Here is a 23987-nt window from a genome sequence, read left to right as displayed (position 1 = left end):
GCCAGCCAGCGTGGGCTAGAGAAGAACGATGTCGTATTGTTCCTGGCCCATGGCGGCCTCGCTTTGCAGCGACACCGGCTTGCCAATGAACTCCGACAAGCCCGCCAAATGCTGGCTCTCTTCGTCCAAAAACAGTTCGATAACTTTGGGAGAGGCCACCACACGGAATTCACGCGGATTAAACTGGCGCGCTTCGCGCAGAATCTCGCGGAAGATGTCATAGGCCACACTGCGCGCTGTCTTGGCAATACCTTTGCCTTCGCAGGCTGGGCATGGTTCGCACAGCATGTGCGCCAGCGATTCGCGCGTACGCTTGCGGGTCATTTCCACCAGGCCCAGCTGTGAGAAACCTCCCGCCATGGTCTTGACCCGGTCGCGAGCCAACTGCTTCTTGAACTCGCCCAGCACCGCCTCACGGTGGTCCTCACGCACCATGTCAATGAAGTCCACAATGATGATGCCGCCCAGATTGCGCAGGCGCAGCTGACGGGCAATGGCTTGGGCCGCCTCCAGATTGGTCTTGAAAATCGTATCGTCAAAGTTGCGCGCACCGACAAAACCGCCGGTATTCACATCCACCGTGGTCAACGCTTCGGTCTGGTCCACGATCACATAGCCACCAGACTTCAACTCAACGCGCCGACCAAGCGCGCGGGCGATTTCTTCATCGATCGCGTAGAGATCAAAGATTGGACGCTCGCCCTTGTAGTGCTGCAATTTCTCTGCGGCCATGGGCATGAACTCAGCACCAAAAGCCTGCAAAGCATCGAACTGCTCACGTGAATCGACACGGATCGTTTGTGTTCCCTCTCCGACCATGTCACGCAGCACGCGCTGCAGCAGATTCAAATCCTGATGCAGCAGACTTTGCGGTGGCAGACGCAACGACGCATCCTTGATGCGTGCCCAAGCTTTGCGCAGGTAGCTGATGTCTTCAGACAGTTCCGCGTCGGACGCGTCTTCACCGTTGGTGCGCAGAATGAAGCCGCCGCCCTGGCTGCCCACAAGGCTTTGCATGCGCGTGCGCAACTCATCGCGTTGCGCGGTAGGTATTTTTTGCGATACGCCTATGTGGTCGTCCTGCGGCAGAAACACCAGCAAGCGACCCGCAATGCTGATCTGCGTGGACAGGCGCGCACCCTTGGTGCCAATCGGGTCCTTGATGACTTGCACCATCAGCGACTGGCCTTCAAACACCTGCCGCTCAATGGGAATCACCGGTTGCGTATTGCGCGCCATGCTCAGCGATTCGCCTTCCGCTGGCGGATGCCAGACATCCGCCACGTGCAGGAACGCTGCGCGTTCCAGCCCAATGTCGATAAAGGCCGACTGCATGCCCGGCAACACGCGCGCTACTTTGCCCAAGTAGACATTGCCAACCAGCCCGCGCTCGAGAGTGCGCTCCACGTGCAGCTCCTGCACCGCGCCATGCTCGACGATCGCCACCCGCGTTTCCTGCGGCGACCAGTTGATCAGAATATCTTGCTGCATACAATTTTCCGCCGGGCCGCCCCAAGGAAAATTAGCCCCCTTGGGGGGCAACGACCCGCGTAGCGGTGGAGTGTGGGGGTCATATCAGCGCAGGCTTTTCAGAAGTTCGTTGGTTTCAAACAGCGGCAGTCCCATGATGCCAGTGTAGCTGCCGTGGATGCAGGAGATAAAGGCTGCCGCCCTGCCCTGCACACCGTACGAGCCCGCCTTGCCCATGGGCTCGCCGCTGGCGACATAGTCTGCAATCTCCTCGTTGCTCATCATGTGGAAGGTCACCAGGGAATCACTGACGGCCTGTACTGTCCTGTCTCCAAAGCCAATGGCGACAGCAGTCAAAACGCGGTGCGTCCGACCCGAGAGTTCGCCCAACATGTGGATCGCATCGTTTGCGTCGATCGGCTTGCCCAGAATGTGACGTCCCAGCGCAACCGTGGTGTCTGCGCACAAAATGGGACGTTTTGGCAGTCCAGCGCGCTCCAGACGTGCGCGAGCCGCTACTAATTTAAGAGCGGTTACACGCTGCACATAGGTTCTGGGCGCCTCTTTGGGCAACACAGCTTCCAGGGCCTCGGCGTCTTCGGACGCGTCCGGCAACAGTAGCTCATGCTTGATACCGAGCTGCTTCAACAGTTCACTGCGGCGTGGGCTTTGTGATGCAAGATAGATGGAATCAGTCAATGGGCCTACTCTCGGTGGTAAGGGTGGTTGGCGTTGATGGACCAGGCGCGGTACAACTGTTCAATCAGCAATACCCGCACCATCGCGTGTGGCAAGGTCAAGTCGGACAGACGGATCCGTTCATGGGCGGCCTGGCGAAACTCCGGGTCCAGCCCGTCGGGTCCGCCGATAACCAATGCTACGTCGCCACCACCGAGCTGCCAATCCTTCAAACGCTCGGCCAACGCCGTTGTTCGCAAATTGGTTCCACGCTCGTCCAGCGCAACAATGCGCGTGCCCTTGGGGATGGCCTCTTCAATACGTTTGCGCTCCGCCGCATAGAGTTGCTCTACGGTCTTGGAGCCCCGAGGCTCGGTCTTCACGGTCTTGAGTTCGACCTTCAGCTCAAAAGGAAAGCGCTTGGCGTAGTCGTCCCAAGCGGTCTGGGCCCAGTCAGGGACTTTCTGGCCGACCGCAACAATCAGCAGCCTCACGGGCTATCAGGCTTTGCGGGGGGCTGGCTTCTTGGGCGCCGCTTTTTTGGCAGCGGCTTTCGCTACGGTCTTTGCCGGGGCCTTCACCACCATGGTCTTGGCTGCAGTTTTCACCACAGAACCTTTGGGAGCAGCCCGCTTTGCGGGAGCTTTCTTGGCCGGAGCGGCCTTGGCAGCAGCCTTCTTTAGTGCAGCCTTGGACGGGAAAGCCTCTTCCACACCCTTCTTCGCAGCGCTGGAGCGGCGCATGCTCGGCTCAGGTGCGTTCTTGGCAGGCGTCTTGGCGACAGGTTTCTCGGCCTGGCGCGCTTCGGGCTTGGCAGCGCCCAACTTCAAACGTACAGGCTTCTCGCCCCAAAGTTCTTCGAGATGGTAGTACTGGCGGAATGTGGGTTGGAAGATGTGCACCACGGCCTGCGCGCAGTCCACGATGATCCATTCGCCGTTGCCTTCGCCTTCAATACGGGGCTTGGGGAAACCGCCTTCACGTACGGCATCGCGCACGCTGGCAGCCAGCGCCTTGGTCTGGCGGTTGCTGGTACCAGAGGCAATGATGACCCGCTCGAAAAGCGATGACAGGTGCTCGGTGTCGAACACCACGATGTCCTGGGCTTTGACGTCTTCCAGACCGTCCACGATGGCCCGCTGGAGTTTCTGGATGTCTTTTTTTACGGCGGTAGGAGTGTTCATCAGGGGGTCAGATAGAGGTGATGTAAAGCAATATAACGCGCAACGGTATCAAAAACCAGAGGGCTGACGCTGGTGTGCGCTGCCAGTTGCGTGCGGATTCGGGTGGCGCTCAAGTCAGATACCGGCATATCTATGCGGTGAACTTGGACATCGGGCGGGAAATCAGTGCCAAAAGCATCGTTTGCGCCCATCAATGGTGCGCGAGCAGCTACACAAATTATAGCAAGCCGTGTGACCTCTTCCCAATTGCGCCAGGTGGTCAACGCCCGGGCCTGGTCTGCGCCCATGATCAGGTAGAGCTGGGCATTGGGGTATTCGGCCTTTAGCTCGCGCAAAGTGTCCACGGTATACGTAGGCCCACTGCGCGCGATTTCCCGCGTATCGACCACCGCCTGGGGCACATCGGCAAACGCCAGGCGCGTCATGGCCACACGGTGCTCTGCCGCCGTCAGCGTACGAGTCTTGTGCCAAGCGTCACCCGTGGGGACCACATGCAGCACATCGAGTTGAAACTGCGCACAGGCGGCCTCCGCCAATGCCACATGCACCCGATGCGGCGGATCAAACGCACCTCCCAACACGCCAATGCGTTGGGGCGATGCAGATTTTTCACTCACACCCATTCCCTTCGCACCAGGAATTGCCGGTAGAGCGCGTCTTCCGGTGTGCCTGCCTCTGGCACATTCTGGTACGACCAGCTTGCGTGCGGCGGCATCGATAACAAAATCGACTCAGTTCGCCCGCCAGACTGCAGCCCAAAATGCGTGCCCCGGTCCCAGACCAGGTTGAACTCCACATAGCGGCCGCGGCGGTACAACTGGAACTCCCGCTCGCGCTCGCCGTAAGGCATGTCTTTGCGCCGCTCGGCGATGGGTAGATACGCCGTAAGGAACGCATCGCCCACCGCTTGCAGCATCTCGAAACTGCGTTGCGGGCCTAGCTCAGAAAAATCGTCAAAGAAAACACCGCCAATGCCTCGCGGCTCGTTGCGGTGTTTCAGGAAGAAGTAGTCATCGCACCAGGTCTTGAAACGCGGGTATTTGTCGTCGCCAAACGGCGTCAACGCATCGCGGCAGGTGCGATGGAAATGCTGCGCATCCTCTTCAAACCCATAGATCGGTGTCAAGTCCATGCCGCCGCCAAACCAGCGAACGTCGGTGCCGTCCGGCGCCTTGGCCGATAGCATGCGCACATTCATGTGCACGGTGGGTGCATAGGGATTGCGTGGATGGAACACCAGCGAGACGCCCATCGCCTCAAACGGTGCACCCGACAGCTCAGGCCGGTGTTGGGTCGCCGATGGCGGCAACTTCGGGCCACGCACATGCGAGAAGCCGCAGCCAGCGCGCTCGAACACTGCGCCGCCTTCCAGAATCATCGTGATGCCGCTGCCCTGCAAGGGTTCACCCGGCGGCTTCTCCCACGCATCGGTCAGAAACGCTTGGCCATCCATCGCGGCAATCGCACTAGTGATGCGCGACTGCAAGCCGGTCAGGTAGCTGCGCACCAGCGCGTTGTCACTTGACTGCACGGTAGCCAATGTCGCTGCGGTATTGCATACCGTCAAAGTGAATCTCTTGCACCACCTGGTAAGCGCGCTGCTGCGCCTGGCGCACGCTATCAGCCAGCGCGGTCACGCACAGCACACGCCCGCCGGAGGATTTCAGTACACCGTCGGTCAATGTCGTGCCTGCGTGGAAAACCGCAGCGTCTTCTGCGTCTTTCGGAATACCGGTGATCACATCGCCCTTGCGTGGGCTTTCCGGGTAGCCCGGCGCGGCAATCACAACGCCTAAAGCGGTGCGGCGGTCCCATTGCAGCTCGATCTCGTCGAGCTTGCCATGTGCGCCCGGCTCGGTGGCGGCCCACAGCACATCCACCAGATCGGTCTTCAGCCGCATCATGATGGGCTGGGTCTCGGGATCGCCCATGCGGCAGTTGAACTCCAGCGTCTTGGGCTGGCCGTTCTTGTCGATCATCAGACCTGCATACAGAAAGCCGCTGAACGGAATGCCATCGGCCTCCATGCCTTTAACCGTTGGCAAAATGATTTCGCGCATGGCCTTGGCGTGGATATCAGGCGTCACCACCGGTGCGGGCGAATACGCGCCCATGCCGCCGGTGTTCGGGCCTTGGTCAGCGTCTTTCAGGCGCTTGTGGTCCTGGCTGGTGGCCAGAGGCAGCACGTTCTTGCCATCCACCATTACGATGAAGCTGGCTTCTTCGCCTTCGAGAAACTCTTCGATCACGACGCGCGCACCACCGTCGTTGTGCTTCACGCCCAAGGTGTTGTCGACCAACATGAAGTCAATCGCGGCATGCGCTTCTTCCACGGTCATTGCAACCACCACGCCCTTGCCAGCGGCCAGGCCGTCGGCCTTGACCACGGTGGGCGCGCCCATCTTGTCGACATAGGCATGGGCCGCAACAGGATCGGAGAAGGTTGCGTATTCAGCGGTAGGAATGCCGTGGCGGCGCATAAAGGCCTTGCTGAAAGCCTTGGAGCTTTCCAGTTGGGCGGCAGCTTTGGTAGGGCCAAAAATGCGTTGGCCATGCGCGCGGAATTCGTCCACCACACCTGCGGCCAGAGGCACCTCGGGACCAACCACCGTCAGACCAATCTTGTTTTCGATCGCCCATTCACGCAGCGCCACGACATCCGTAATGTCAATGTTCTGCAAGCGCACATCGGCGGCCGTACCGCCGTTGCCGGGCGCCACATAAACCATCTGCACCTTGGGGGACTGTGCCAGCTTCCAGGCCATCGCGTGTTCCCGGCCACCGCCACCAATAACGAGTACTTTCATATTGTCCTAATCAGTTGGGGACAGAGCTAAAGATCTGTCCCGCAATGCGCTCAGAGAGCTGCGTTGTGATAAATCTCTTGTGCATCGTCCAGGTCTTCCAGAGCATCGAGCAGCTTCTGCATGCGTTCAGCGTCATCGCCGGACAGCTCAATGGTGTTTTCCGGACGCATCGTGACCCCGGCCACTTCAGCAGTCAGCCCTGCCGCTTCCAGGGCTGCCTTCACGCCTTCATAGTCTGCAAACGCGGTCAGCACCTCAATCGCACCATCGTCGTCGGTGATCACGTCTTCGGCGCCCGCTTCCAGTGCCACTTCCATGACCTTGTCTTCATTGGTGCCGGGCGCAAAGATCAGCTGGCCGCAGTGCTTGAACTGGAAGGCTACCGAGCCTTCGGTACCCATATTGCCGCCATTCTTGCTGAACGCATGGCGCACATTCGCCACGGTGCGCACCTTGTTGTCAGTCATCGTGTCGATGATGATGGCCGCGCCACCGATGCCGTAGCCCTCGTAGCGAATTTCTTCATAGCTGATGCCGTCCAACGAGCCGGTAGCCTTGTCGACGTTGTATTTGACGCGGTCGGCGGGCATATTGGCCGCCTTGGCCTTCTCAATCGCCAAGCGCAAACGGGGATTCATCGCGGGGTCACCGCCTGCGGCACGTGCCGCTACGGTGATTTCGCGGACGATGCGGGTCCAGATCTTGCCTCGCTTTTCATCCTGCCTGCCCTTGCGGTGCTGAATATTGGCCCATTTGCTGTGTCCTGCCACTTGATACCCTTTGATTATTCGTTACGCTATCGGCTGAATTGTACTTTTGAGGCTCCCAATGGCATCCATCACTGACGACGGCATCCTGATCGCGCAACGCCAGAACGGCAAAGACACTGTCCAGTGTTTCCTGCGACCCGACAAGGCGAACCGCCACGGCCTCATCACCGGCGCTACCGGCACCGGTAAAACCATCACGCTGCAAACCCTGGCCGAAGGCTTTTCGAACCTGGGCGTGCCGGTCTTCATGGCAGACATCAAGGGAGACCTCACCGGCATCTCGCAAAAGGGCGTCATCAGCGAAAAACTGGCCAAGGTGCTCAAAGAGCGCGTGATTGATACGCCCGAATCTGCCGCTTACCCAACCACGTTGTGGGACGTTTTTGGCGAGCAAGGCCACCCGGTGCGCGCCACGGTCAGCGATCTGGGACCGTTGCTGTTGGCCCGCATGCTGAACCTTAACGAAACCCAGGCCGGTGTGCTGCAACTGGTATTCAAGATTGCCGATGACGACGGCCTGTTGTTGTTGGACATGAAAGACCTGCGCGCGATGTGCCAGGACGTAGGCGACAACGCGGCCCAGTACACCACCGAATACGGCAACATCAGCGCCGCCAGCATTGGTGCGATCCAGCGCGGGTTGATGCAGATCGAGGAGCAAGGCGGAGACAAGTTCTTTGGCGAGCCCATGCTCAATATCGCCGATTTCATGCAGACCGATGGCTCGGGCAAGGGCGTCGTCAACATCCTCGCCGCCGACAAGCTGATGCAATCGCCGCGCCTGTATGCGACCTTTTTGCTGTGGATGCTGTCGGAACTGTTCGAGGCATTACCCGAAGTTGGCGATCTGGACAAGCCCAAGCTGGTGTTCTTCTTTGACGAAGCCCATTTACTGTTCAACGACGCGCCCAAGGTGCTGGTTGAGCGCATTGAACTGGTGGTGCGTCTGGTGCGCTCCAAGGGCGTGGGCGTGTTCTTCGTCACGCAAAACCCGTTGGACATTCCCGATACTGTGCTGGCCCAACTGGGCAACCGCGTGCAGCACGCGCTGCGGGCGTTCACGCCGCGCGACCAGAAAGCCGTCAAATCGGCGGCCGAGACCATGCGCGCCAACCCTGGGCTGGATGTCGCCACCGCGATCACCGAACTGGGCGTGGGCGAAGCGCTGGTCAGCCTGATGGACGAGAAGGGCCGGCCATGTCTGACCGAGCGCGTGTTTGTACTGCCGCCGTCCAGCCAGATCGGCCCGATCACGCCGCCGCAGCGCAAAGCACTGCTGGATGGATCCATCGTTGCTGGCGTCTACGAAAAGGTTGTGGACCGTGAGTCTGCATTTGAAGCGCTGAAAGGCCGCACCCAAAGCCGCATTGATGCGCAGCCCGCTAATGCGGACGCTGCCCCCACCCGCTCCGCCGGTCGTGGCAAGGCCGCCGCCGAACCCGCGCCAGTACCCGAAAAAGGCATTCTGGACAGCATTGGCGACATGCTGGGCGGCGGCGCCCGCCGCTCGCGTGCCAGCGTGGGCGAGCAAATGGTCAAAAGCGCCGCCAGCTCGATCGGCCGTGAAGTCGGCCGCCAGATCATTCGCGGCGTGCTGGGCAGCATCCTGGGCGGAAGCCGTCGCTAGGGCTACCTTGCGACAATCACCCTATTCATAAAACCAACAAGGAATAAGAACATGGTCACCATAGACCCCGCAGCCCGCGCCAATGTCACATTGATCGACCACCCGCTGGTGCAGCACAAGCTCACCCTGATGCGCAAGAAAGAAGCCAGCACCAGCAGCTTTAGACGCCTGCTCAACGAACTGGCTGGCCTGATGATTTACGAGGTGTGCCGCGACATGCCGCTGCAGGACCTGGAAATCGAGACCCCGCTGGAGAAAACGACTGGCAAGGTCATCGATGGCAAGAAGCTGGTGTTTGCGAGCGTGCTGCGCGCCGGCAACGGCATTCTGGACGGCGTGCTCTCCGTCGTGCCTGGCGCACGCGTAGGACATGTCGGCCTGTACCGCGACCCCAAAACCCTGCAGGCGGTCGAGTACTACTTCAAGATGCCCAGCAACATGGAAGAGCGCGACGTGGTGGTGGTCGACCCGATGCTGGCCACCGGCAATTCCGCCGCTGCCGCGGTCGCCCGCCTGAAGGCCTGCAAGCCCAAATCGATCAAGTTCCTGTGCCTGCTGACCTGCCCCGAAGGCATCAACACCATGTACAAGGAACACCCCGACGTACGCATCTTCACCGCCGCCATCGACCGCGGGCTGAACGACCACGGCTACATCATGCCGGGCCTGGGCGATGCGGGTGATCGCATTTTCGGTACCCAGTGAATTTACACACTGTTGCCACCTGGAACTGGCAGGGTAAGGGCTCATCTGCTATACATAGCCCCAGCAACCGCGTAGTTTCAGGGAACAACCCATGTTAGATACAAAATCAAAATCAAAAGTCCGTTTTACACAGCTGGATGCCGAAACCCAGCTGCGTTTGCGCACCATTTACCACCTGACCAGCGCACAGGCGGCGCTAAGCATTGCACGCACTGGCTATATCTGGAGCAATGACCCGGACGGCTGCGCCAATTTCAGCCTGAACCGGGATTTGAAGCTGCACTACACCGCACAGCCCGAAGTCGCGCTGACTTTCAAGTTCCACGGAGCTATCCAGCTGCATGATGAAGAAGTGACATTCACCCCTTACGCTGCGAACACGCTGAACCTGCACCTGATCGCATGGCCCACGCTGTATGGCATGGACGGTTTGCGTGCTGGCAACGCCCGGGTCGCTGCAGGGACCTCCGTTGACCTGGAGTGCCTGGATTTCAAGCTGACGCCAGACTTCATCGAAAAGTGCAAAACCGACCCGGCAGCGGAACTGCTGCTGCGCAGATTGCGCCGCCAGTTGGCACTGGGCCGCATGATCAAGGTGCCTGGTTCCATGGAAGAACGCCGGGAAATCGAAGCGCGCACCCAGGAAGCCGAGCCCAAGCCCTCGATGGCCAAGTCGCTGTGGAACAAGCTGAAGGGCCGCACCGCGGAATAAGCAACAGAGGGGCCAGCATGGCAAGCTACTGGTTGATGAAGTCTGAGCCCAGCGAGGTGTCTGTCGACGATGCTCTCGCCGCCCCCCAATCCACCGTTGCATGGACCGGCGTGCGCAACTACCAGGCCCGCAACTTCATGCGCGATGGCATGCGCGTGGGTGACGGCGTGCTGTTCTACCACTCCAGTTGCGCCGAGCCCGGTATCGTGGGGATCGCACGCGTGGCATCCACCGCCTACCCCGACCCGACCCAGTTCGATCCCAAATCCCACTACTACGACGCGGCCTCCAAACCCGAAGCGCCGCGCTGGCTGCTGGTCGATGTGCAAATGGTGCGCAAAACGCGCAACCTGACATTGCCCGAGATGCGTGCCGATGCCGCGCTGGGGGAGCTGATCGTGCTGAAGAAGGGCAATCGCCTGTCGATCACTCCGGTGGAGCCCAAACACTGGCGCACCATCTTGAAATGGCTGGACTGCGAAGATTTATAAAAAAAGCCTGCAAAGACCGCAGCAAATGCGTGAGCAGCTACCAAATATGTAGCAACCTCCGAAACACCATCAGGCCGTTTTGGACTCCAATAACTTCACCAGCGACCACAGCACCCGATTTGCGGGAGTCGCGATTCCCATCGCCTGCCCGCGGCGCACCACCAGACCATTGAGGTAATCGATCTCGCTCTTCTTGCCACGCGCGAGGTCTTGTGCGGTAGAAGAAAACTGCCCTGGCATGGCTTCAGCAATCATGCGCACCGAAGCGTCCACATCGCCTGCCACCGTGACACCCTCCGCCTTCGCCACCGCCAGACATTCGTTGACCACGTCGCGCATCACGTCCTGCACACCCTCGCCCACCGCCGTCTTGCCATAGGGCAACTGGCTGATCGCCGAGACCGCGTTGTAGGCGCAATTCAGAATCAGCTTGAGCCACAAGGCCCCGCGCACGTTGTCCGACACCTCGGCCCCAATCCCTGCGGCAGCCAATGCGGACGCAGCACTGGCGGCGGCAGGCTCAATCACCAGATCGCCCCGGCCATGGTGCTTCACATGGCCCGGCCCCGCCATTTCCGTGGCGACATAGACCACGGCCGCGGCCACCGTGTGTGCAGGCAGCACCGTGCTCAGGCGTTCCGCGTTGTCCACACCGTTTTGCAAACACAGCACCAGCGCTTTGGGTGCCAGATGCGGCAGGATCTGCGCGCCAGCGGATTCCGTATCCGGGGATTTGACGCAGAACAGCACGACATCGGCACCCTGCACTGCGCTGGCCTCGATACTGGCTTGCAACCGCACCTGTTCATCAAAGGTCTTGGTCTCCATGCGCAGGCCATCGCGTTCAATGGCTTGCACATGCTCAGGCCGGGCGATCAGCGTGACTGTGTGGCCGGCACGGGCCAGCATGCCGCCGAAGTAGCAGCCGACTGCGCCCGCGCCCATCACAGCAACTTTCAAAGGGTTGGCAATGGTGGAGGTCATGGTGTACTGGAAGAGACAGCCGAGACTGGTGTTGCGTATTCATCCAGCCCGACGACACCAATTTTCATCAGGCCGTGCTTCTGCGCCGCGGTCAACACGGCGGCCACCGTGTCATAGGGGGTTTTGGCATTCGCATGCACATGGATTTCAGGCTGCTCTGTTTGCTGTGCTGCCGTCTGCAGGCGGACTTGCAGGTCATTCTGGTCCGGCACTGCCTCGCCGTTCCAGGTGATTTTGCTGTCGATGGCAACGTCCAGCTTCACAACGACGGGCACCGGGGCATCGGCGGGCGGCAAGCCCGCGGGCAAATCCATGCGCACCGAGTGCAGCTGAATCGGTATCGTGATGATCAGCATTACCAGCAACACCAGCAACACGTCGATCAGCGGCGTCGTATTCATGCTGGGTGCTACTTCTGCATCCATCCCGTCTTGCGCATCATCAAAGTCAATGGCCATGGTGCGCCCTCAGTTGGGAGGCTCGGTCAGGAAACCAATACGCGCAATGCCCGCCTGCTGGCAAGCCAGCACCACTTTGGCGACGGCCGCGTAGTCGGTGCGGGCATCGGCGCGGATATGCACTTCGGGCTGCGGCGACAAGGCTGCAATCTTTGCCAGCCGCTCCTGCAGCAGCGCCGTGTCAGCCAGCTTCGCATCAAACCAATAATTGGCGCCCGTAGCATCGACAGAGATGATCACCGTCTCGGGCAGCGCTTCGCGCAACTGGTTGACCTGGCGCGGCAGCTTGACGGCGACTGCGGCGTTGACCACCGGAATCGTGATCAAAAAGATGATCAGCAACACCAACATCACGTCGACCAGCGGCGTGGTGTTGATCTCGGACAGCATCTCGTCTTCACCGTCCCAGCCGTCGGCCGCACCAGCGGCCTCAAAGTTAATCGCCATGGTCAGGCGGCCCTGCCCCGTTGGCTCTTTTCAATCTCAATCAGCAGCAACGTGTGCAAGTCCGAGCCAAAGCCCTTGACCGAATGCATGGCGATGCGGTTGCGCCGCATCAACCAGTTGTAGCCCAATACGGCAGGCACGGCTACCGCCAAGCCCAGCGCCGTCATGATCAGCGCTTCACCGACCGGACCAGCCACCTTGTCGATGGAGGCCTGCCCGGTGGCACCAATCGTCACCAGTGCGTTGTAGATGCCCCAGACGGTACCGAACAGGCCTACGAATGGCGCAGTGGAGCCAATGGTCGCCAGCACCGACAAACCCGATTGCATGCGCATGCCCAGCGTACCGACGTTGCGCACAATGTCCTGGCTCAGCCAGCTGGCTACGTCGACCTGACCGGCGAGACTTTCGTACTTGCGCAGCGCGTCCATCGCAGAGTCAACCAGAAAGCGAAACGGGCTCTCCTTGTCCAGGGCTGTCGCGCCCTTTTGCAAGGAGCCCGCACCCGCAAAGGCCGCCCGCGCTGCCAATGCCTGGCGCTCCTGTTTACGCTGCTCCAGCAGCTTGGCAAGGATCACATACCAGCTCAGCAGCGACATCAGCGCCAGCAAAACAAGCGTAGTGCGCGCGACCAGATCGCCCTGCCCCCAGACAACACTGAGGCCATAAGGATTGCTTGGATTCATGGAGTGTCCTTTTTCGAAATCATGTTCTGACTATTTGCATTTGTCGCGCACCACATTGGCAATGACCAACACAGGCGCCAACAGGCCCAATGCCTGACCAGAGTTGATGCAGTCCGGCTTTTCCGCAGCATTGACTGATTCGGCCAGTTTGTCCCTGCGCCCGGTACCGTTGAGTTGTTCGTTGGCCATTTCGGCCGCTGTCTTTTGCCGTCCGCCGCCACTGGGCTTGTAGTTGAAATTGAGATTCAGGCCCGATCCTCCGGGGGCAGCACCCGGCGCGGGCTGTGCAACGCCAGGGCTCGCAGTACCGGTGCCACCTGCGGCACCAGCCGGTGCGGCACGGCTCTCCACAGGCGTAATCGCAGTCGCCCGTGCGGGGGCAGCGACCGCGGCGGGTGGTGCCGCAGGTGCGGCCACAGGCGCTGGCGCTGGCGCTGGCACTGCAGCGGGTAGTGGTGCTGGCGCGGGCACCACAGCAGGCGCTGGAGCGAGGGGTGCGACCGGCTCAGGTACTGGCGCTGGCGCTGGCGCTGGCGGCGGCGTTGGCACCGGTGGCGCTACAGGTACGGGTTCAGGAACCGGGACCGGTTTGGGCACTGGCACCGGCTCCGGTGTCGGCAACACGGGCACGGGGGTCAGCACTTGATCAATGCGCGTACTGGTCAGCTCTGGCACGCGCCGGGTGTCTACCTGCGGCTTGATGTCCTGAATCTTGACCGTCGCGCGCTGCGGGGTCACCGCTTCCATTCTCTGGATGATGGGAGCAGGCGCCTGCTCTACCGGTGGTGGCGGAGCTTCCACGCGCGGCGGTGGCGGCACAACGACCGGGATGGGCTTGGGTGCCGGTGTCACGGCCTGCACCGGCTGCGGTGCGGGCTTCTCGCGCAGCTGCGTGATCGGCGAGAAATACTGGATAACTACCTGGCGCGTGGCCTGCACCGCGGTACCGCTCTGCAGGATTCCCCACAGCAATGCAATATGCAATGCCCCCACCATCACCATCGCCTGCTTGGACAAGCGCTGGCGCGGCAGGCTAAAGGCTGCGAGCGGATCTATCACTTACCTTCTCCGCGCGGAACGCACGCCCGCCAAATCTGCCACGACGCCCAATACTTTGGACAGACGGCCGGACTCGTGTACTTCCACTGTGAACGTCATCCAGGCCGTGCCTTTGACTGTCTGTGTCTGTACCCCAATCACGTTCATCTTTTCCTTGGCAAACACTTCCGATATGTCGCGCAGCAGGCCTTGGCGATCCGTCGCCTCGACCGCCACATCGACCGGATACACCGTACCCTCGGCGCTCTTGCCTTGGCCCCACGCGACCTCAATCACACGGTCGCCACTGCGCGCCACCATATTGCGCAAATTGGAGCAATCCGAGCGGTGCACGCTGACGCCTTTGCCACGCGTCACAAAACCACTGATCAAATCCGGCGGCGCGGGCGTGCAACATTTCGCCAACTGGGTCATCAGCGAATCCACGCCCACCACCAGTACACCGCCCTTGCCCGATGCGGAACGCGGCTTCTTTAGATGCACTTCGTCGGGCGCCTGCGCAGTTTCAGGTGGGCGCAGCACGATTTCGATGTTGCGCAGCGAGAACTCGTCTTTACCCACCACTTCAAACAGTGCTTCGGCAGAGTTGAAACCAAGTTGCGACGCCAGGTCTTCCAATTTGACGGCCGTTTTGCCTTCACGTTGCAGCAGCTTTTCTACCGCCTCGCGCCCCTTGGCAACCGTCTCGCCGATCGCCAGCGCATTGAACCAGGCGCGAACCTTGGCCCGCGCCCGATGGCTGACCAGAAAGCCCAACTCGGGGTTCAGCCAGTCGCGCGACGGACCGCCCTCCTTCACTGTCGTTACTTCGACAGTCTGTCCGTTTTTCAGCGGCGTATTCAGTGGCACCATTGCGCCATCGATGCGCGCACCGCGGCAGCGGTGGCCCAAGCTGGTGTGCACGCTGTAGGCAAAGTCCACGGCAGTTGCACCCTGTGGCAACTCGACAATGGCAGCATCTGGCGTCAGCACATAGATGCGGTCATCAAACACCGCTGCACCCTGTGCTTCTCCCGATAGATCGCGCTCCCAGGCCAAGAGCTGGCGCAGCACGGCGATCTTGGCGTCGTATTCGCTGGATGCGGTCACGCTGCCCGCATAGCCTTTGGCACCCGCCTCCTTGTAGGCCCAGTGCGCAGCGACGCCCAGCTCCGCATGGTCATGCATGGCCTGCGTGCGCACCTGCACTTCAATAGGCAATCCGGTTGCATCACGCACTACCGTGTGCAAGGACTGGTAGCCATTGGGTTTCGGCTTGGCAATGTAGTCGTCAAACTCTTCGGTAACGGGTGAATACTGGTTGTGTACCCAACTCAGGGCGGCATAGCACTCTGGCACGGTGCCGACAATGATCCGAAGTGCACGGATGTCGTACACCTGATCAAAACCCAGCGACTTGCCGCGCATCTTCTTGACGATGCTGTAAATGTGTTTGGGCCGCCCTTGCACCGTGGCAGCGATGTTTTGCGCAGCCAGTTCGTTGGCAAGTTCTTGGCGCAGGTGCTCTACCGAAGCTTCGCGCTCCGCACGCTTTTCATCAAGCAGCTTGGCAACCTGTTTGTAAGTTTCCGGCTCCAGAAAACGGAAAGACAGGTCTTCCATTTCCCATTTGATTTCCCAGATGCCCAAGCGGTTTGCTAGTGGCGCAAACACCTGCAGCGCCTCGGCTGCCAAGCCAGGTGGCACGGGCAGTTTGCTGGCCGCAAAGTGGCGGAGCGTCTGCAGGCGCGATGCCAGTCGCAGCATGACCACCCGCAAATCACGCGAGAACGCCAGCAGCATCTTGCGCACGCTCTCGGTCTGCGCAGCGGCGGTTTGTGCCATGGGTGCGGCCGTGCCTGCATTGCCAGCGGAAGCATGGGTTAGCCGTGCCATGCGCTGTACGCGCACCAGCTTGGTCGTCTCCATCGCTAGGTCGGCAAAGTTGTCACCGAATGCCTTGGCAATCACTTCATGCGGCTTGTGCAGATGGTCGCACGCATAGACCAGGTAGCTGGCTGCCTGCATCGCTTCCGATCCACCAATCTGACGCAAGATGAAGGCCACTGCATCTGCGTGCTGCAACACGTTCTCGCCTGTGTCGAGCGACGCATGTGCCAACAGCGGCTCCGCAAACGCGCGCGCACGCGCCAGCGCATCGGCCTGCTCGGGCAGACTTTGCGCGGTAACAGCGATGACCTGGGGAGGAAGATGGCCCGGCAACTCGGCCGACAGGCTTTTCATGGTGAAAGCATAACCCGCAGCCCTGTTACCCCAGAAGGAACGCGGTTACGGTCTCAACTTGGTCTTGCGCAATCAGCGTGGGCGCGTGGCCGACACCGGCAAACTCCACCAGTTTGGCCTTGGGGCCGCGCTGGGTCATCTGTATTGCGGTCTCTTTGGAGAGAAGATCAGAATCCGCGCCTCGCAGCAACAAGGTGTCTGCGGTGAGGCTGTCATAGATCTGCCAGACCAGCGCTTCGCCCTGCGCCGCGATTTCCTGCGTCAGCGTGCGAAAAGGCACAGCGATATTCGGGTCGTAATGCAAAGTCACACCGCTTTGTCCATCGGGCAAAGGCTTGACCATGTGGCGCGACAACTCCAGCCACTGCTGCGGCGTGTGCGGGCCAAAACTGGTGGAGATGGCCCACATCGCATCGGCCGCCTGCTGCGTGGATGCAAACTCCATGGATTTGCCAAGATACGCACCAATACGAACAATGGATTCCCATTGGATGCTGGGCCCCACATCGTTCAACACCAGCTTGCGCACCTTGGCGCCTACTGTCGCGGCATGGGCGCAAACAGCCAGGCCAATCAGCCCACCCATGCTGGTTCCCACCCAATCCAGTGTTTTGGGCTTGAGCTGCGCCAGCATCGCCAGCATGTCGCCCGCATAGACAGGCAACTGGTATCCGGCAGGGTCTTTGAGCCAATCACTTTGGCCCCGACCCACCACATCCGGGCACACCACATTCATTGCCCCACCTGAACGTGCCACCAGTGCCTGTGCCAAAACATCGAAATCTCGCCCCTGGCGCGACAAACCGTGTGCGCAGACGACCGTGTGTTCAGCCGCCGCATCGCCCCACTGCCAGTACGCCATGCGATGACTGCCATGGGCCTCCGGGCAAGTTACATAATTCAGGGTTGGGTCAGCCATGGTGAAATACCCGCATTGATAATGACCACATCCTAATTCATCCCCCTCTACTTTTTTGAAAGCACCACCATGTTGAAAGGTAAAACCGCGCTGGTTACCGGCTCCACCAGCGGCATCGGTCTGGGTATTGCCAAGGCGCTTGCCGCCCAAGGCGCGAACATCGTGCTCAACGGATTTGGCGATGTCGAAGGCCCCAAGGCTGAAGTAGAGGCTTTCGGTGTGCAGGTGAGCTACCACGGCGCCGACATGAGCAAGCCCGCCGAGATCGAAGACATGATCAACCATGCCCACAAGACGTTTGGCGGCCTGGACATCCTGGTCAACAACGCCGGTATCCAGCATGTGGCCCGTGTAGAGAACTTCCCCGTTGAGCGTTGGGATGCGGTGATTGCCATCAACCTCTCCAGCGCTTTTCACGCTACGCGCCTGGCCCTGCCCAAGATGCTGGCCAACAACTGGGGCCGCATCATCAACGTTGCATCTGTCCACGGCCTCGTGGGCTCGGCAGAGAAATCTGCTTATGTCGCCGCCAAGCACGGCATAGTGGGTTTGACTAAAGTCGTGGCGCTGGAAAACGCCCCTACCGGTGTCACCTGCAATGCGATCTGCCCTGGCTGGGTCTTGACGCCTCTGGTGCAAAAACAGGTGGACGCCAAGGCAGTTGCCCACGGCATCACCAACGGAGCAGCCACCAAGGAGCTGTTGGGTGAAAAAGAGCCATCGATGCAATTCACCACGCCCGAAGAGCTCGGCGCGTTGGCTGTATTCTTCTGCTCCCCCGCCGGCAACAACGTGCGTGGCGTAGCCTGGAATATGGATGGCGGCTGGGCCGCCCAATAATCGAAACCATCAGAACAATCAGAAGGAGACGCCATGGGCGCACAGTGGAAAGCAAAAGGCAAAGAGTTGGCGGCGAACGCCAGAGGTAAATTGTTTGGCCGTCTAGCCAAGGACATCATGGTCGCGGCCCGCGGTGGCGCTGACCCCGCAGGCAACTCCAAGCTGCGATTGGTGCTGGAGCAAGCGCGCAAAGTGTCCATGCCCAAGGACACGCTAGAACGTGCCATTAAAAAAGGCGCGGGTATTGGCAGCGAAGCCGTTCATTTTGAACACGTGATCTACGAGGGCTTTGCGCCGCACCAGGTCGCGGTGATGGTCGAGTGCCTGACAGACAACGTCAACCGCACCGCACCCGAAATGCGGGTACTGTTCCGCAAAGGCCAGCTCGGTACATCGGGCTCGGTGTCCTGGGACTTCAACCATGTCGGAATGATCGAAGCCGAACCGGCCGCAGCGGGCGCTGACCCTGAAGTGGCCGCGATTGAAGCAGGTGCGCAAGACTTCGAACCGGGCGAGGAAGAAGGGACGACGATGTTCTGGACCGACCCGACCGATCTGGACCTCGTGAGTCGCGCGCTACCTTTACATGGCTTTACAGTTCTGTCCGCAAAGCTCGGATATAAATCCAAGAATCCCGTGGACCCGGCCAATTTGAGCGCCGAGCAATTGGAGGAGGTCGAAGCCTTTCTGGCAGCGATTGATGGAAATGATGATGTTCAAAACGTTTTTGTAGGACTGGCTGGTTAAACCTTATGCAAATGAAAAAATTCACTCTGAGCTGCCTGGCACTGGCGTGCGTGGCAACCACTGCATTCGCCGAAGAAGGCATGTGGACCCCCTCGCAACTGCCGCAAATTGCGAAGCAGCTCAAGGCAACGGGCCTGGCGATTGATCCAGCCAAACTGAAGACCCTGACCGAATTCCCCATGGCTGCCGTTGTCAGCCTGGGCGGCTGCACTGCGTCGTTCGTGTCGCCACAAGGGTTGGTGGTGACCAACCACCATTGCGCTTACGGAAGCATTCAGTACAACTCCCGCCCTGAGCGCGACTTGATCAAAAACGGCTTCCTGGCAGCAACGCTGGCAGACGAATTGCCCGCAGCTCCCGGTAGCCGTGTACTGGTTACGGTGGACGTTCGCGATGTCACTGGCCAGATTTTGGATGCCAAGACCGCAGCGTTGCGCGGCAAAGCGCGTGTCGACGCCATCGAAGTCAACGAAAAGTCCCTGATCGCGGAATGCGAAAAGGACACCGGCCACCGCTGCAATGTCTACCCCTTCTTTGGTGGCGTGCAGTACCAGTTGATCAAGCAAATGGAAATCCGCGACGTGCGCCTGGTGCACGCGCCAGCCTCTGGCGTCGGCAAGTTTGGTGGTGATACTGACAACTGGATGTGGCCACGCCACACCGGCGATTACAGCTTCTACCGCGCGTACGTAGGACCGGATGGCAAGCCTGCCGATTTCAACAAAGACAACAAGCCTTACGAACCCAAGTTCCACTTGAAGCTGGCCACTTCACCGTTGAAGGAAAACGACTTCGTGATGGTGACAGGTTATCCCGGCCGCACCAACCGCTACAACCTGCCGATGGAAGTTGACTTCAGCTACAGCTGGCAACACCCGGCGATGATCAAGGCGTTTGAAAAGCGCCTGGCGCTGATCGCTGCTGAGACTGAAGGCCGCAAGGATGCCGAGTTGAAGTACGCCAACATGGTGGCCGGCCTCAACAACACGATGAAGAACTACACCGGCCAGCAAGAAAGCTATGACGGCAGCGACATCCTGGCACGCAAGCAGGCCTCGTATGCGCAATTGAAGGCCTGGGTGAACGGTGACGCCAAACGCGCCAAGGAATACGGCGCCGATCTGGAAGCAGTCGAATCCCTGCTCGCGCAACGCCAGGCCAACATCCGTGCAGAACTGTTGATGGGCATGTCTCAGCCCGCATTGCTGGGTGTTGCCAAGCAGATGAACCGCCTGGCCCAGGAGCAGTCCAAGCCGGATGCCGAGCGCAAGGCTGGCTTTCAAACACGTGATCTGCGGCGCATCCGTTCGGGTGTGGAAGCATTGGAACGTCGCTACGACGAGAAGGTCGACAAGCGCATCACATCTACGATGATGGCCCAATATCTGGCACAACCTCCGGCAACACTGAACCAAGCGCTACTGGGTGCGCTGGGCCTGAGCGCAGGCATGGATGAAGCAACTGTCCGCAGTCGCCTGGATGCGTTTTACGCCAATAGCAAACTGGCCGACAAGACCGAGCGCCTCGCTTGGTTGGACCGCAAGGCTGACGACTTCAAAGCCAGTGACGACGCGTTTATCAAGGCTGCTGTGGCTCTCTATGCCGACGACGAAGCCCGCGAAGCACGCGACAAGGAACTCGGTGGCCGCATCCAGCTGGCTTACGCCAACACGATGAAAGCGTTGATCGCCTACAAAGCCAGCCGCAAGGAAGCGATTTACCCGGACGCCAACAGCACGCTGCGCGTAAGCTTCGGCAAGGTCACTGGCCGCACCCCGGGCGCAGATGGCAGCAACTGGAAGCCGTTCACAACTTTGAACGGAATCAGCGCCAAAGCGACGGGCACCGGCGATTTCGATGCGCCGGCAGCACAACTGGCTGCAATCCGTGCCAAGAAGTTCGATAAGTACGAAGTCAAGGAACTGGGCTCAGTACCGGTCAACTTCCTCGCCACACTGGACACGACCGGCGGCAACTCTGGCTCCCCCGTACTCAACGGCAAAGCCGAGCTGGTCGGTCTGCTGTTTGACGGCACGCTGGATGCCGTGATTGCCGATGTCGACTTCAACCCCAAGACTGTTCGCAGCATCGTGCTGGACACGCGCTACATGCAGTGGCAGATGAAGGTAGTCGACAAGGCCGACCGACTGCTGAAGGAAATGGGCGTGCTCTGATACACCCCGTCTTTTGACTAAGGACTGCTCAGGCAGTCCTTTTTTCTTTGTTCTCCAGAGATTGCGCTTCAGAGCAGCAGGGCTATGCGTTTTGCTCCGTGTCCCCCGGGGCCGTGAGGGCCCCGGGGGAAATTCGCTTTGAGGCTTACCCCATGCCGTCAGCGGGCAAATGAAATAACCGCTTAAACGGTTTTGACACCAAACCGTAAAGCAGAAGCGGCCTTGGCTTTGGCCGCTTCAACCTCGCGATTCTTGGGCTCCGCAGTAGTCACCAACGACTGAATCAGCGCACGTGCCGAAGTAGCCACCTCTTCCACTGCCCGCTCAAATGCCTCTTCGTTCGCCTTGGACGGAATACTAAACCCGCTGAGCTTGCGGACAAACTGCAAGGATGCATCGCGAATTTCCAGCTCGGTGGCGGGTGGGTCAAAGTTGAACAGGGTTCGGATATTTCTGCACATGGGTCTTAAACCTCAACGCTAGCTGCTCTGCTTGAACGCCATCACAGCCTGATTGCGCAACGTACGCAACAAGGCCAGTTCTTTTTCATCCAGCTCCAGCGAACCACGCACTGCTTTGTCTGCGTAAATCAGACCGAACGGCGCGCCCTTGATTTGCAAGGGCAACAGCAAAAAAGTGGGAGCATTGAGGCTGGAGCGGTACCAATCGGGCAAACGCTGAACGATGCGGGGCTCGGAGGCGTCGCTGATCATGGTGTCTGCGCCTTTGATGCAGACCACACCAAACAGATCAGGTGTGGATGCTTTCAGATGAGTCTTGAACATCTTGACGTAACTCTCCACGCCCTGCCCCAAGCCAAAGCGACCCGTAATCATTTCTGTCTTGGAATCGCGCATGCAAAAGATGATGCGGTCAAAGTCCATTGCCCGGTACATGGTTTCCAGGATCATTCGCAACACGTCGCTGAGCTTGAAGTCCTCCACCATCGCATTGGTGATGTCCTGAATGCCTGCTGCCAGGGTCTCGGTCACCTGGCGGGAATGTTGCAATGCGTCGGCATCCAGATCAGGTGAGGTTGGCGTAGCCTGCAGCTCCAGCCCGCCGAACTGCGACAACGAGTCCACCGGGGGGCGTCGCACAGGCTCGGCCGTATCTTCGGTATTCTTGAGCAGTCTGGCGGCGGCTGAGCCAGGTGCCACACGGATTTCCATCGCTGCTGCCAGATCACCCAGCTTCTGGCGCGCCTTGTTGGTGGCCAGCAAAAACTCTTTGGCCGTGACACCCATTGCCGACATGTACTTGCGTGTGATCTGACTCAACCGGGCTTCACGCTCCTGTGAATCGCTATGCAGCAGCGTGTCCGCCACTTCGTTGGACGCTAGCGCCACCCACCGTATGCGTTCGGCATCGTCCAACGGCGCGCGTGGCGGCGGCTCGCCCGCCGGTTTGCGCATACAGCGCTGAATATCATCTGGAAGGCTCCAGGCTTTCGCAATACCGATGCCCAGCGCCTCAAAGCTCAAACCCAACACACTGATGGCGGCCGAAGTTTCCGACAACGGATGGCGCGGGCTCTGCATCAGATTGCGCACGCGGGTAGCCTCTTCCGGAAAATAGAACAGCACCAGCAATCGCCCCAGATTCTGGAACATGGCCCCAATGAAAGCTTCTTCGCTTTCACGCTCGACACGGCACAACTCGCTGCCAATGCTGCCGGCCAGCAACGAACGCAAGAACTCTTCCTTGAGTTGCGCCGCGTGCGCTTTGTCCTGCATGTGCTCCAACAACACAAGGCTCAGCGCCATATTGCGAATGCCATTGAAGCCGACCAGTGTGACTGCTCTGGACACGGTGCTGATGGTTCCGCTGCGCCCAAAATGCGCGCTGTTGACCAGCCGCAGCAGCTTGTTGGTCAGTGCCACATCCTTCAGGATTTCGTTGGTAATGCTGCCTACGCTCTCGGTTTCCGAAGTTGCCATGTTCTGGATGCGCAGCACCGAGTCGGACATGGCCGGAAAGTCGCTCTTGTGGCGCATGCGCCTCAATAGAAATTCCAGTGTGCCGTTTTGTCCGGGCGCGCTGGCTTGGGCTTCCACAGAGTCTGGCGACTGACTCGCCCATTGCTCCAGTTCAGACTGCAACACCCGGGCACTGACATGACGCTGGCGAGGGTCGTGCGACAGGGCTCGATTGATGATGGCGCGCAGTCGGTCGTCAACGCCTGCGCCCATGTCTTCAGGAAGCAGCAGTTGTTCGTGCAATACGCGGTAGATAGCCCGGTACGGATCGGTATCTTCAATCAGACGCCGCCCCATCAGCAGCTCCGCCAACACCACACCGGCCGCAAAAATGTCCATCGACGCAGCTGGTTCCGCGCCCTGTGCCGCTTCGGGAGACAGGTAGCCGGCGGTACCTGCGGCGGGCTCTGCGCTGCCGCTCTCGCGGATACGTGCCGCAATGCCGAAATCCATCACCCGGGCACGCCCTGTGGTGTCAATCAATATGTTGGAAGGTTTGAGGTCGCGGTGCACCACGCCCGCGGCATGGGCGGTAGCCACCGCGTCCAATACGTCGCGCATCCAGGTGACGGCCTCCTGCGGTGGTAGCGCACCGCGTTCGTGCATCAGCCGCTCCAGCGTCTTGCCCGCTACGTATTCAAACACTAGGTAAGGCTGGCTTTTATGAATGTCCGCCTCAAACACCTGAATGATATTGGCATGGTTGACGCGCCCCACACTGCGGGCCTCCTGCAGCCACTGGCTTACAGCTTCATTGTCCGAACCCTCATGGGGGTGCATCACCTTGATGGCCACCTCGCGCTCAAGGCGGGGGTCAAACGCGAGCCATACGGTGGACTGGGCGCCCCGCCCCAGGATGCTGCGCAACTCAAAGCGGCCTACGGTGTCTTTTGGGAGCAATACCGATACACCAGACAGCGTTTGGGTGTGGGTTGGGGTGATGGGTTCGGGCATGACAACGACTCAGTACGCAATGTCACCTATTGCGTGGATTTGACCTCAGTATGACACCGTCTTGCGTGCGTGA

The 23987-nt window shown here is 59.9% G+C and carries 23 protein-coding genes and 1 pseudogene; 7 read left to right on the top strand and 17 right to left on the bottom strand.

Going from position 1 to position 23987, the window contains the following annotated elements:
- Positions 1–15 precede the first annotated feature (15 nt).
- From rng to AC1DV6_RS12390, 8 genes are all read right to left on the bottom strand, one after another.
- Positions 16–1491 (bottom strand): ribonuclease G, encoded by a 1476-nt coding sequence (gene rng, locus AC1DV6_RS12425; protein ID WP_477977782.1) that lies wholly within the window; start codon positions 1489–1491, stop codon positions 16–18.
- An 84-nt stretch (positions 1492–1575) separates the two neighbouring features.
- Entirely contained in the window at positions 1576–2169 is a 594-nt protein-coding gene (locus tag AC1DV6_RS12420; RefSeq protein WP_477977781.1) for a Maf family protein, read from the bottom strand.
- Positions 2170–2174: 5 nt separating this feature from the next.
- A complete protein-coding gene (gene rlmH, locus AC1DV6_RS12415) occupies positions 2175–2642 on the bottom strand; it encodes a 23S rRNA (pseudouridine(1915)-N(3))-methyltransferase RlmH (RefSeq protein ID WP_477977780.1) in 468 nt (155 codons plus the stop codon).
- A gap of 6 nt (positions 2643–2648) precedes the next feature.
- On the bottom strand, positions 2649–3332 hold the full coding sequence (gene rsfS, locus AC1DV6_RS12410; RefSeq protein ID WP_477977779.1) for a ribosome silencing factor: 684 nt from the start codon (positions 3330–3332) through the stop codon (positions 2649–2651).
- A complete protein-coding gene (gene nadD, locus AC1DV6_RS12405) occupies positions 3332–3955 on the bottom strand; it encodes a nicotinate-nucleotide adenylyltransferase (protein ID WP_477977778.1) in 624 nt (207 codons plus the stop codon). The genes rsfS and nadD overlap by 1 nt, the downstream gene beginning before the upstream one ends.
- Positions 3946–4863 carry an oxygen-dependent coproporphyrinogen oxidase gene (gene hemF, locus AC1DV6_RS12400; RefSeq protein WP_477977777.1) on the bottom strand — a complete coding sequence of 306 codons (918 nt, stop codon included), beginning with the start codon at positions 4861–4863 and terminating at the stop codon, positions 3946–3948. Before hemF ends, nadD begins: the two co-directional genes overlap by 10 nt.
- The gene (gene purD, locus AC1DV6_RS12395; protein WP_477977776.1) at positions 4850–6139 is read right to left on the bottom strand and encodes a phosphoribosylamine--glycine ligase; all 1290 of its coding nucleotides are present in this window, start codon (positions 6137–6139) and stop codon (positions 4850–4852) included. The genes hemF and purD overlap by 14 nt, the downstream gene beginning before the upstream one ends.
- 50 nt (positions 6140–6189) lie before the next feature.
- Positions 6190–6909, bottom strand: coding sequence for a YebC/PmpR family DNA-binding transcriptional regulator (locus tag AC1DV6_RS12390; protein WP_477977775.1), 720 nt, complete (start codon positions 6907–6909; stop codon positions 6190–6192).
- A gap of 58 nt (positions 6910–6967) precedes the next feature.
- Here AC1DV6_RS12390 and AC1DV6_RS12385 point away from each other — a divergent pair, with 58 nt between their 5' ends.
- The 4 genes from AC1DV6_RS12385 to AC1DV6_RS12370 all read left to right on the top strand — a co-directional run bounded on the left by AC1DV6_RS12385 (position 6968) and on the right by AC1DV6_RS12370 (position 10444).
- On the top strand, positions 6968–8536 hold the full coding sequence (locus AC1DV6_RS12385; protein ID WP_477977774.1) for a helicase HerA-like domain-containing protein: 1569 nt from the start codon (positions 6968–6970) through the stop codon (positions 8534–8536).
- Between the two features lie 51 nt (positions 8537–8587).
- Positions 8588–9241, top strand: a complete 654-nt coding sequence (gene upp / locus AC1DV6_RS12380) for a uracil phosphoribosyltransferase (RefSeq protein WP_477977773.1) — start codon at positions 8588–8590, stop codon at positions 9239–9241.
- A 91-nt stretch (positions 9242–9332) separates the two neighbouring features.
- On the top strand, positions 9333–9953 hold the full coding sequence (locus AC1DV6_RS12375) for a hypothetical protein (protein ID WP_477977772.1): 621 nt from the start codon (positions 9333–9335) through the stop codon (positions 9951–9953).
- A 17-nt stretch (positions 9954–9970) separates the two neighbouring features.
- Positions 9971–10444, top strand: a complete 474-nt coding sequence (locus AC1DV6_RS12370) for an EVE domain-containing protein (protein ID WP_477977771.1) — start codon at positions 9971–9973, stop codon at positions 10442–10444.
- Positions 10445–10513: 69 nt separating this feature from the next.
- Here the strand turns inward: AC1DV6_RS12370 and AC1DV6_RS12365 are convergent, their stop codons facing one another.
- From AC1DV6_RS12365 to AC1DV6_RS12335, 7 genes and pseudogenes are all read right to left on the bottom strand, one after another.
- Positions 10514–11404 (bottom strand): ketopantoate reductase family protein, encoded by an 891-nt coding sequence (locus AC1DV6_RS12365; RefSeq protein ID WP_477978006.1) that lies wholly within the window; start codon positions 11402–11404, stop codon positions 10514–10516.
- A 20-nt stretch (positions 11405–11424) separates the two neighbouring features.
- Entirely contained in the window at positions 11425–11886 is a 462-nt protein-coding gene (locus AC1DV6_RS12360; RefSeq protein ID WP_477977770.1) for an ExbD/TolR family protein, read from the bottom strand.
- A 9-nt stretch (positions 11887–11895) separates the two neighbouring features.
- Positions 11896–12333, bottom strand: coding sequence for an ExbD/TolR family protein (locus AC1DV6_RS12355; RefSeq protein WP_477977769.1), 438 nt, complete (start codon positions 12331–12333; stop codon positions 11896–11898).
- Positions 12334–12335: 2 nt separating this feature from the next.
- Positions 12336–12662, bottom strand: a pseudogene (locus AC1DV6_RS12350) (MotA/TolQ/ExbB proton channel family protein); the annotation flags it as partial.
- Between the two features lie 387 nt (positions 12663–13049).
- Positions 13050–14078, bottom strand: a complete 1029-nt coding sequence (locus AC1DV6_RS12345) for a hypothetical protein (RefSeq protein WP_477977768.1) — start codon at positions 14076–14078, stop codon at positions 13050–13052.
- Positions 14079–16301 (bottom strand): RelA/SpoT family protein, encoded by a 2223-nt coding sequence (locus tag AC1DV6_RS12340; protein ID WP_477977767.1) that lies wholly within the window; start codon positions 16299–16301, stop codon positions 14079–14081.
- Positions 16302–16326: 25 nt separating this feature from the next.
- Positions 16327–17220 (bottom strand): alpha/beta fold hydrolase, encoded by an 894-nt coding sequence (locus AC1DV6_RS12335; RefSeq protein ID WP_477977766.1) that lies wholly within the window; start codon positions 17218–17220, stop codon positions 16327–16329.
- Between the two features lie 69 nt (positions 17221–17289).
- Here AC1DV6_RS12335 and AC1DV6_RS12330 point away from each other — a divergent pair, with 69 nt between their 5' ends.
- From AC1DV6_RS12330 to AC1DV6_RS12320, 3 genes are read left to right on the top strand one after another with little or no spacing between them, the layout of a single operon-like run.
- Complete coding sequence (locus AC1DV6_RS12330; RefSeq protein WP_477977765.1) at positions 17290–18060, top strand: 3-hydroxybutyrate dehydrogenase; 771 nt, start codon at positions 17290–17292, stop codon at positions 18058–18060.
- A 33-nt stretch (positions 18061–18093) separates the two neighbouring features.
- Positions 18094–18807, top strand: a complete 714-nt coding sequence (locus AC1DV6_RS12325; RefSeq protein ID WP_477977764.1) for a YebC/PmpR family DNA-binding transcriptional regulator — start codon at positions 18094–18096, stop codon at positions 18805–18807.
- Positions 18808–18818: 11 nt separating this feature from the next.
- Positions 18819–20981, top strand: a complete 2163-nt coding sequence (locus tag AC1DV6_RS12320; protein ID WP_477977763.1) for a S46 family peptidase — start codon at positions 18819–18821, stop codon at positions 20979–20981.
- Between the two features lie 182 nt (positions 20982–21163).
- Here AC1DV6_RS12320 and AC1DV6_RS12315 read toward each other — a convergent pair whose 3' ends face one another.
- On the bottom strand, positions 21164–21442 hold the full coding sequence (locus tag AC1DV6_RS12315; protein ID WP_477977762.1) for a DUF2277 domain-containing protein: 279 nt from the start codon (positions 21440–21442) through the stop codon (positions 21164–21166).
- An 18-nt stretch (positions 21443–21460) separates the two neighbouring features.
- Positions 21461–23914: a protein kinase domain-containing protein gene (locus AC1DV6_RS12310; RefSeq protein WP_477977761.1), complete on the bottom strand. Its 2454-nt coding sequence runs from the start codon at positions 23912–23914 to the stop codon at positions 21461–21463.
- Between the last annotated feature and the right edge of the window lie 73 nt (positions 23915–23987).

This window comes from Rhodoferax sp. P2_H8_2, from assembly GCF_056403235.1.
The sequence above is the reverse complement of the archived record's forward strand: the minus strand, read 5'-3'. Positions and strand labels throughout refer to the sequence as shown.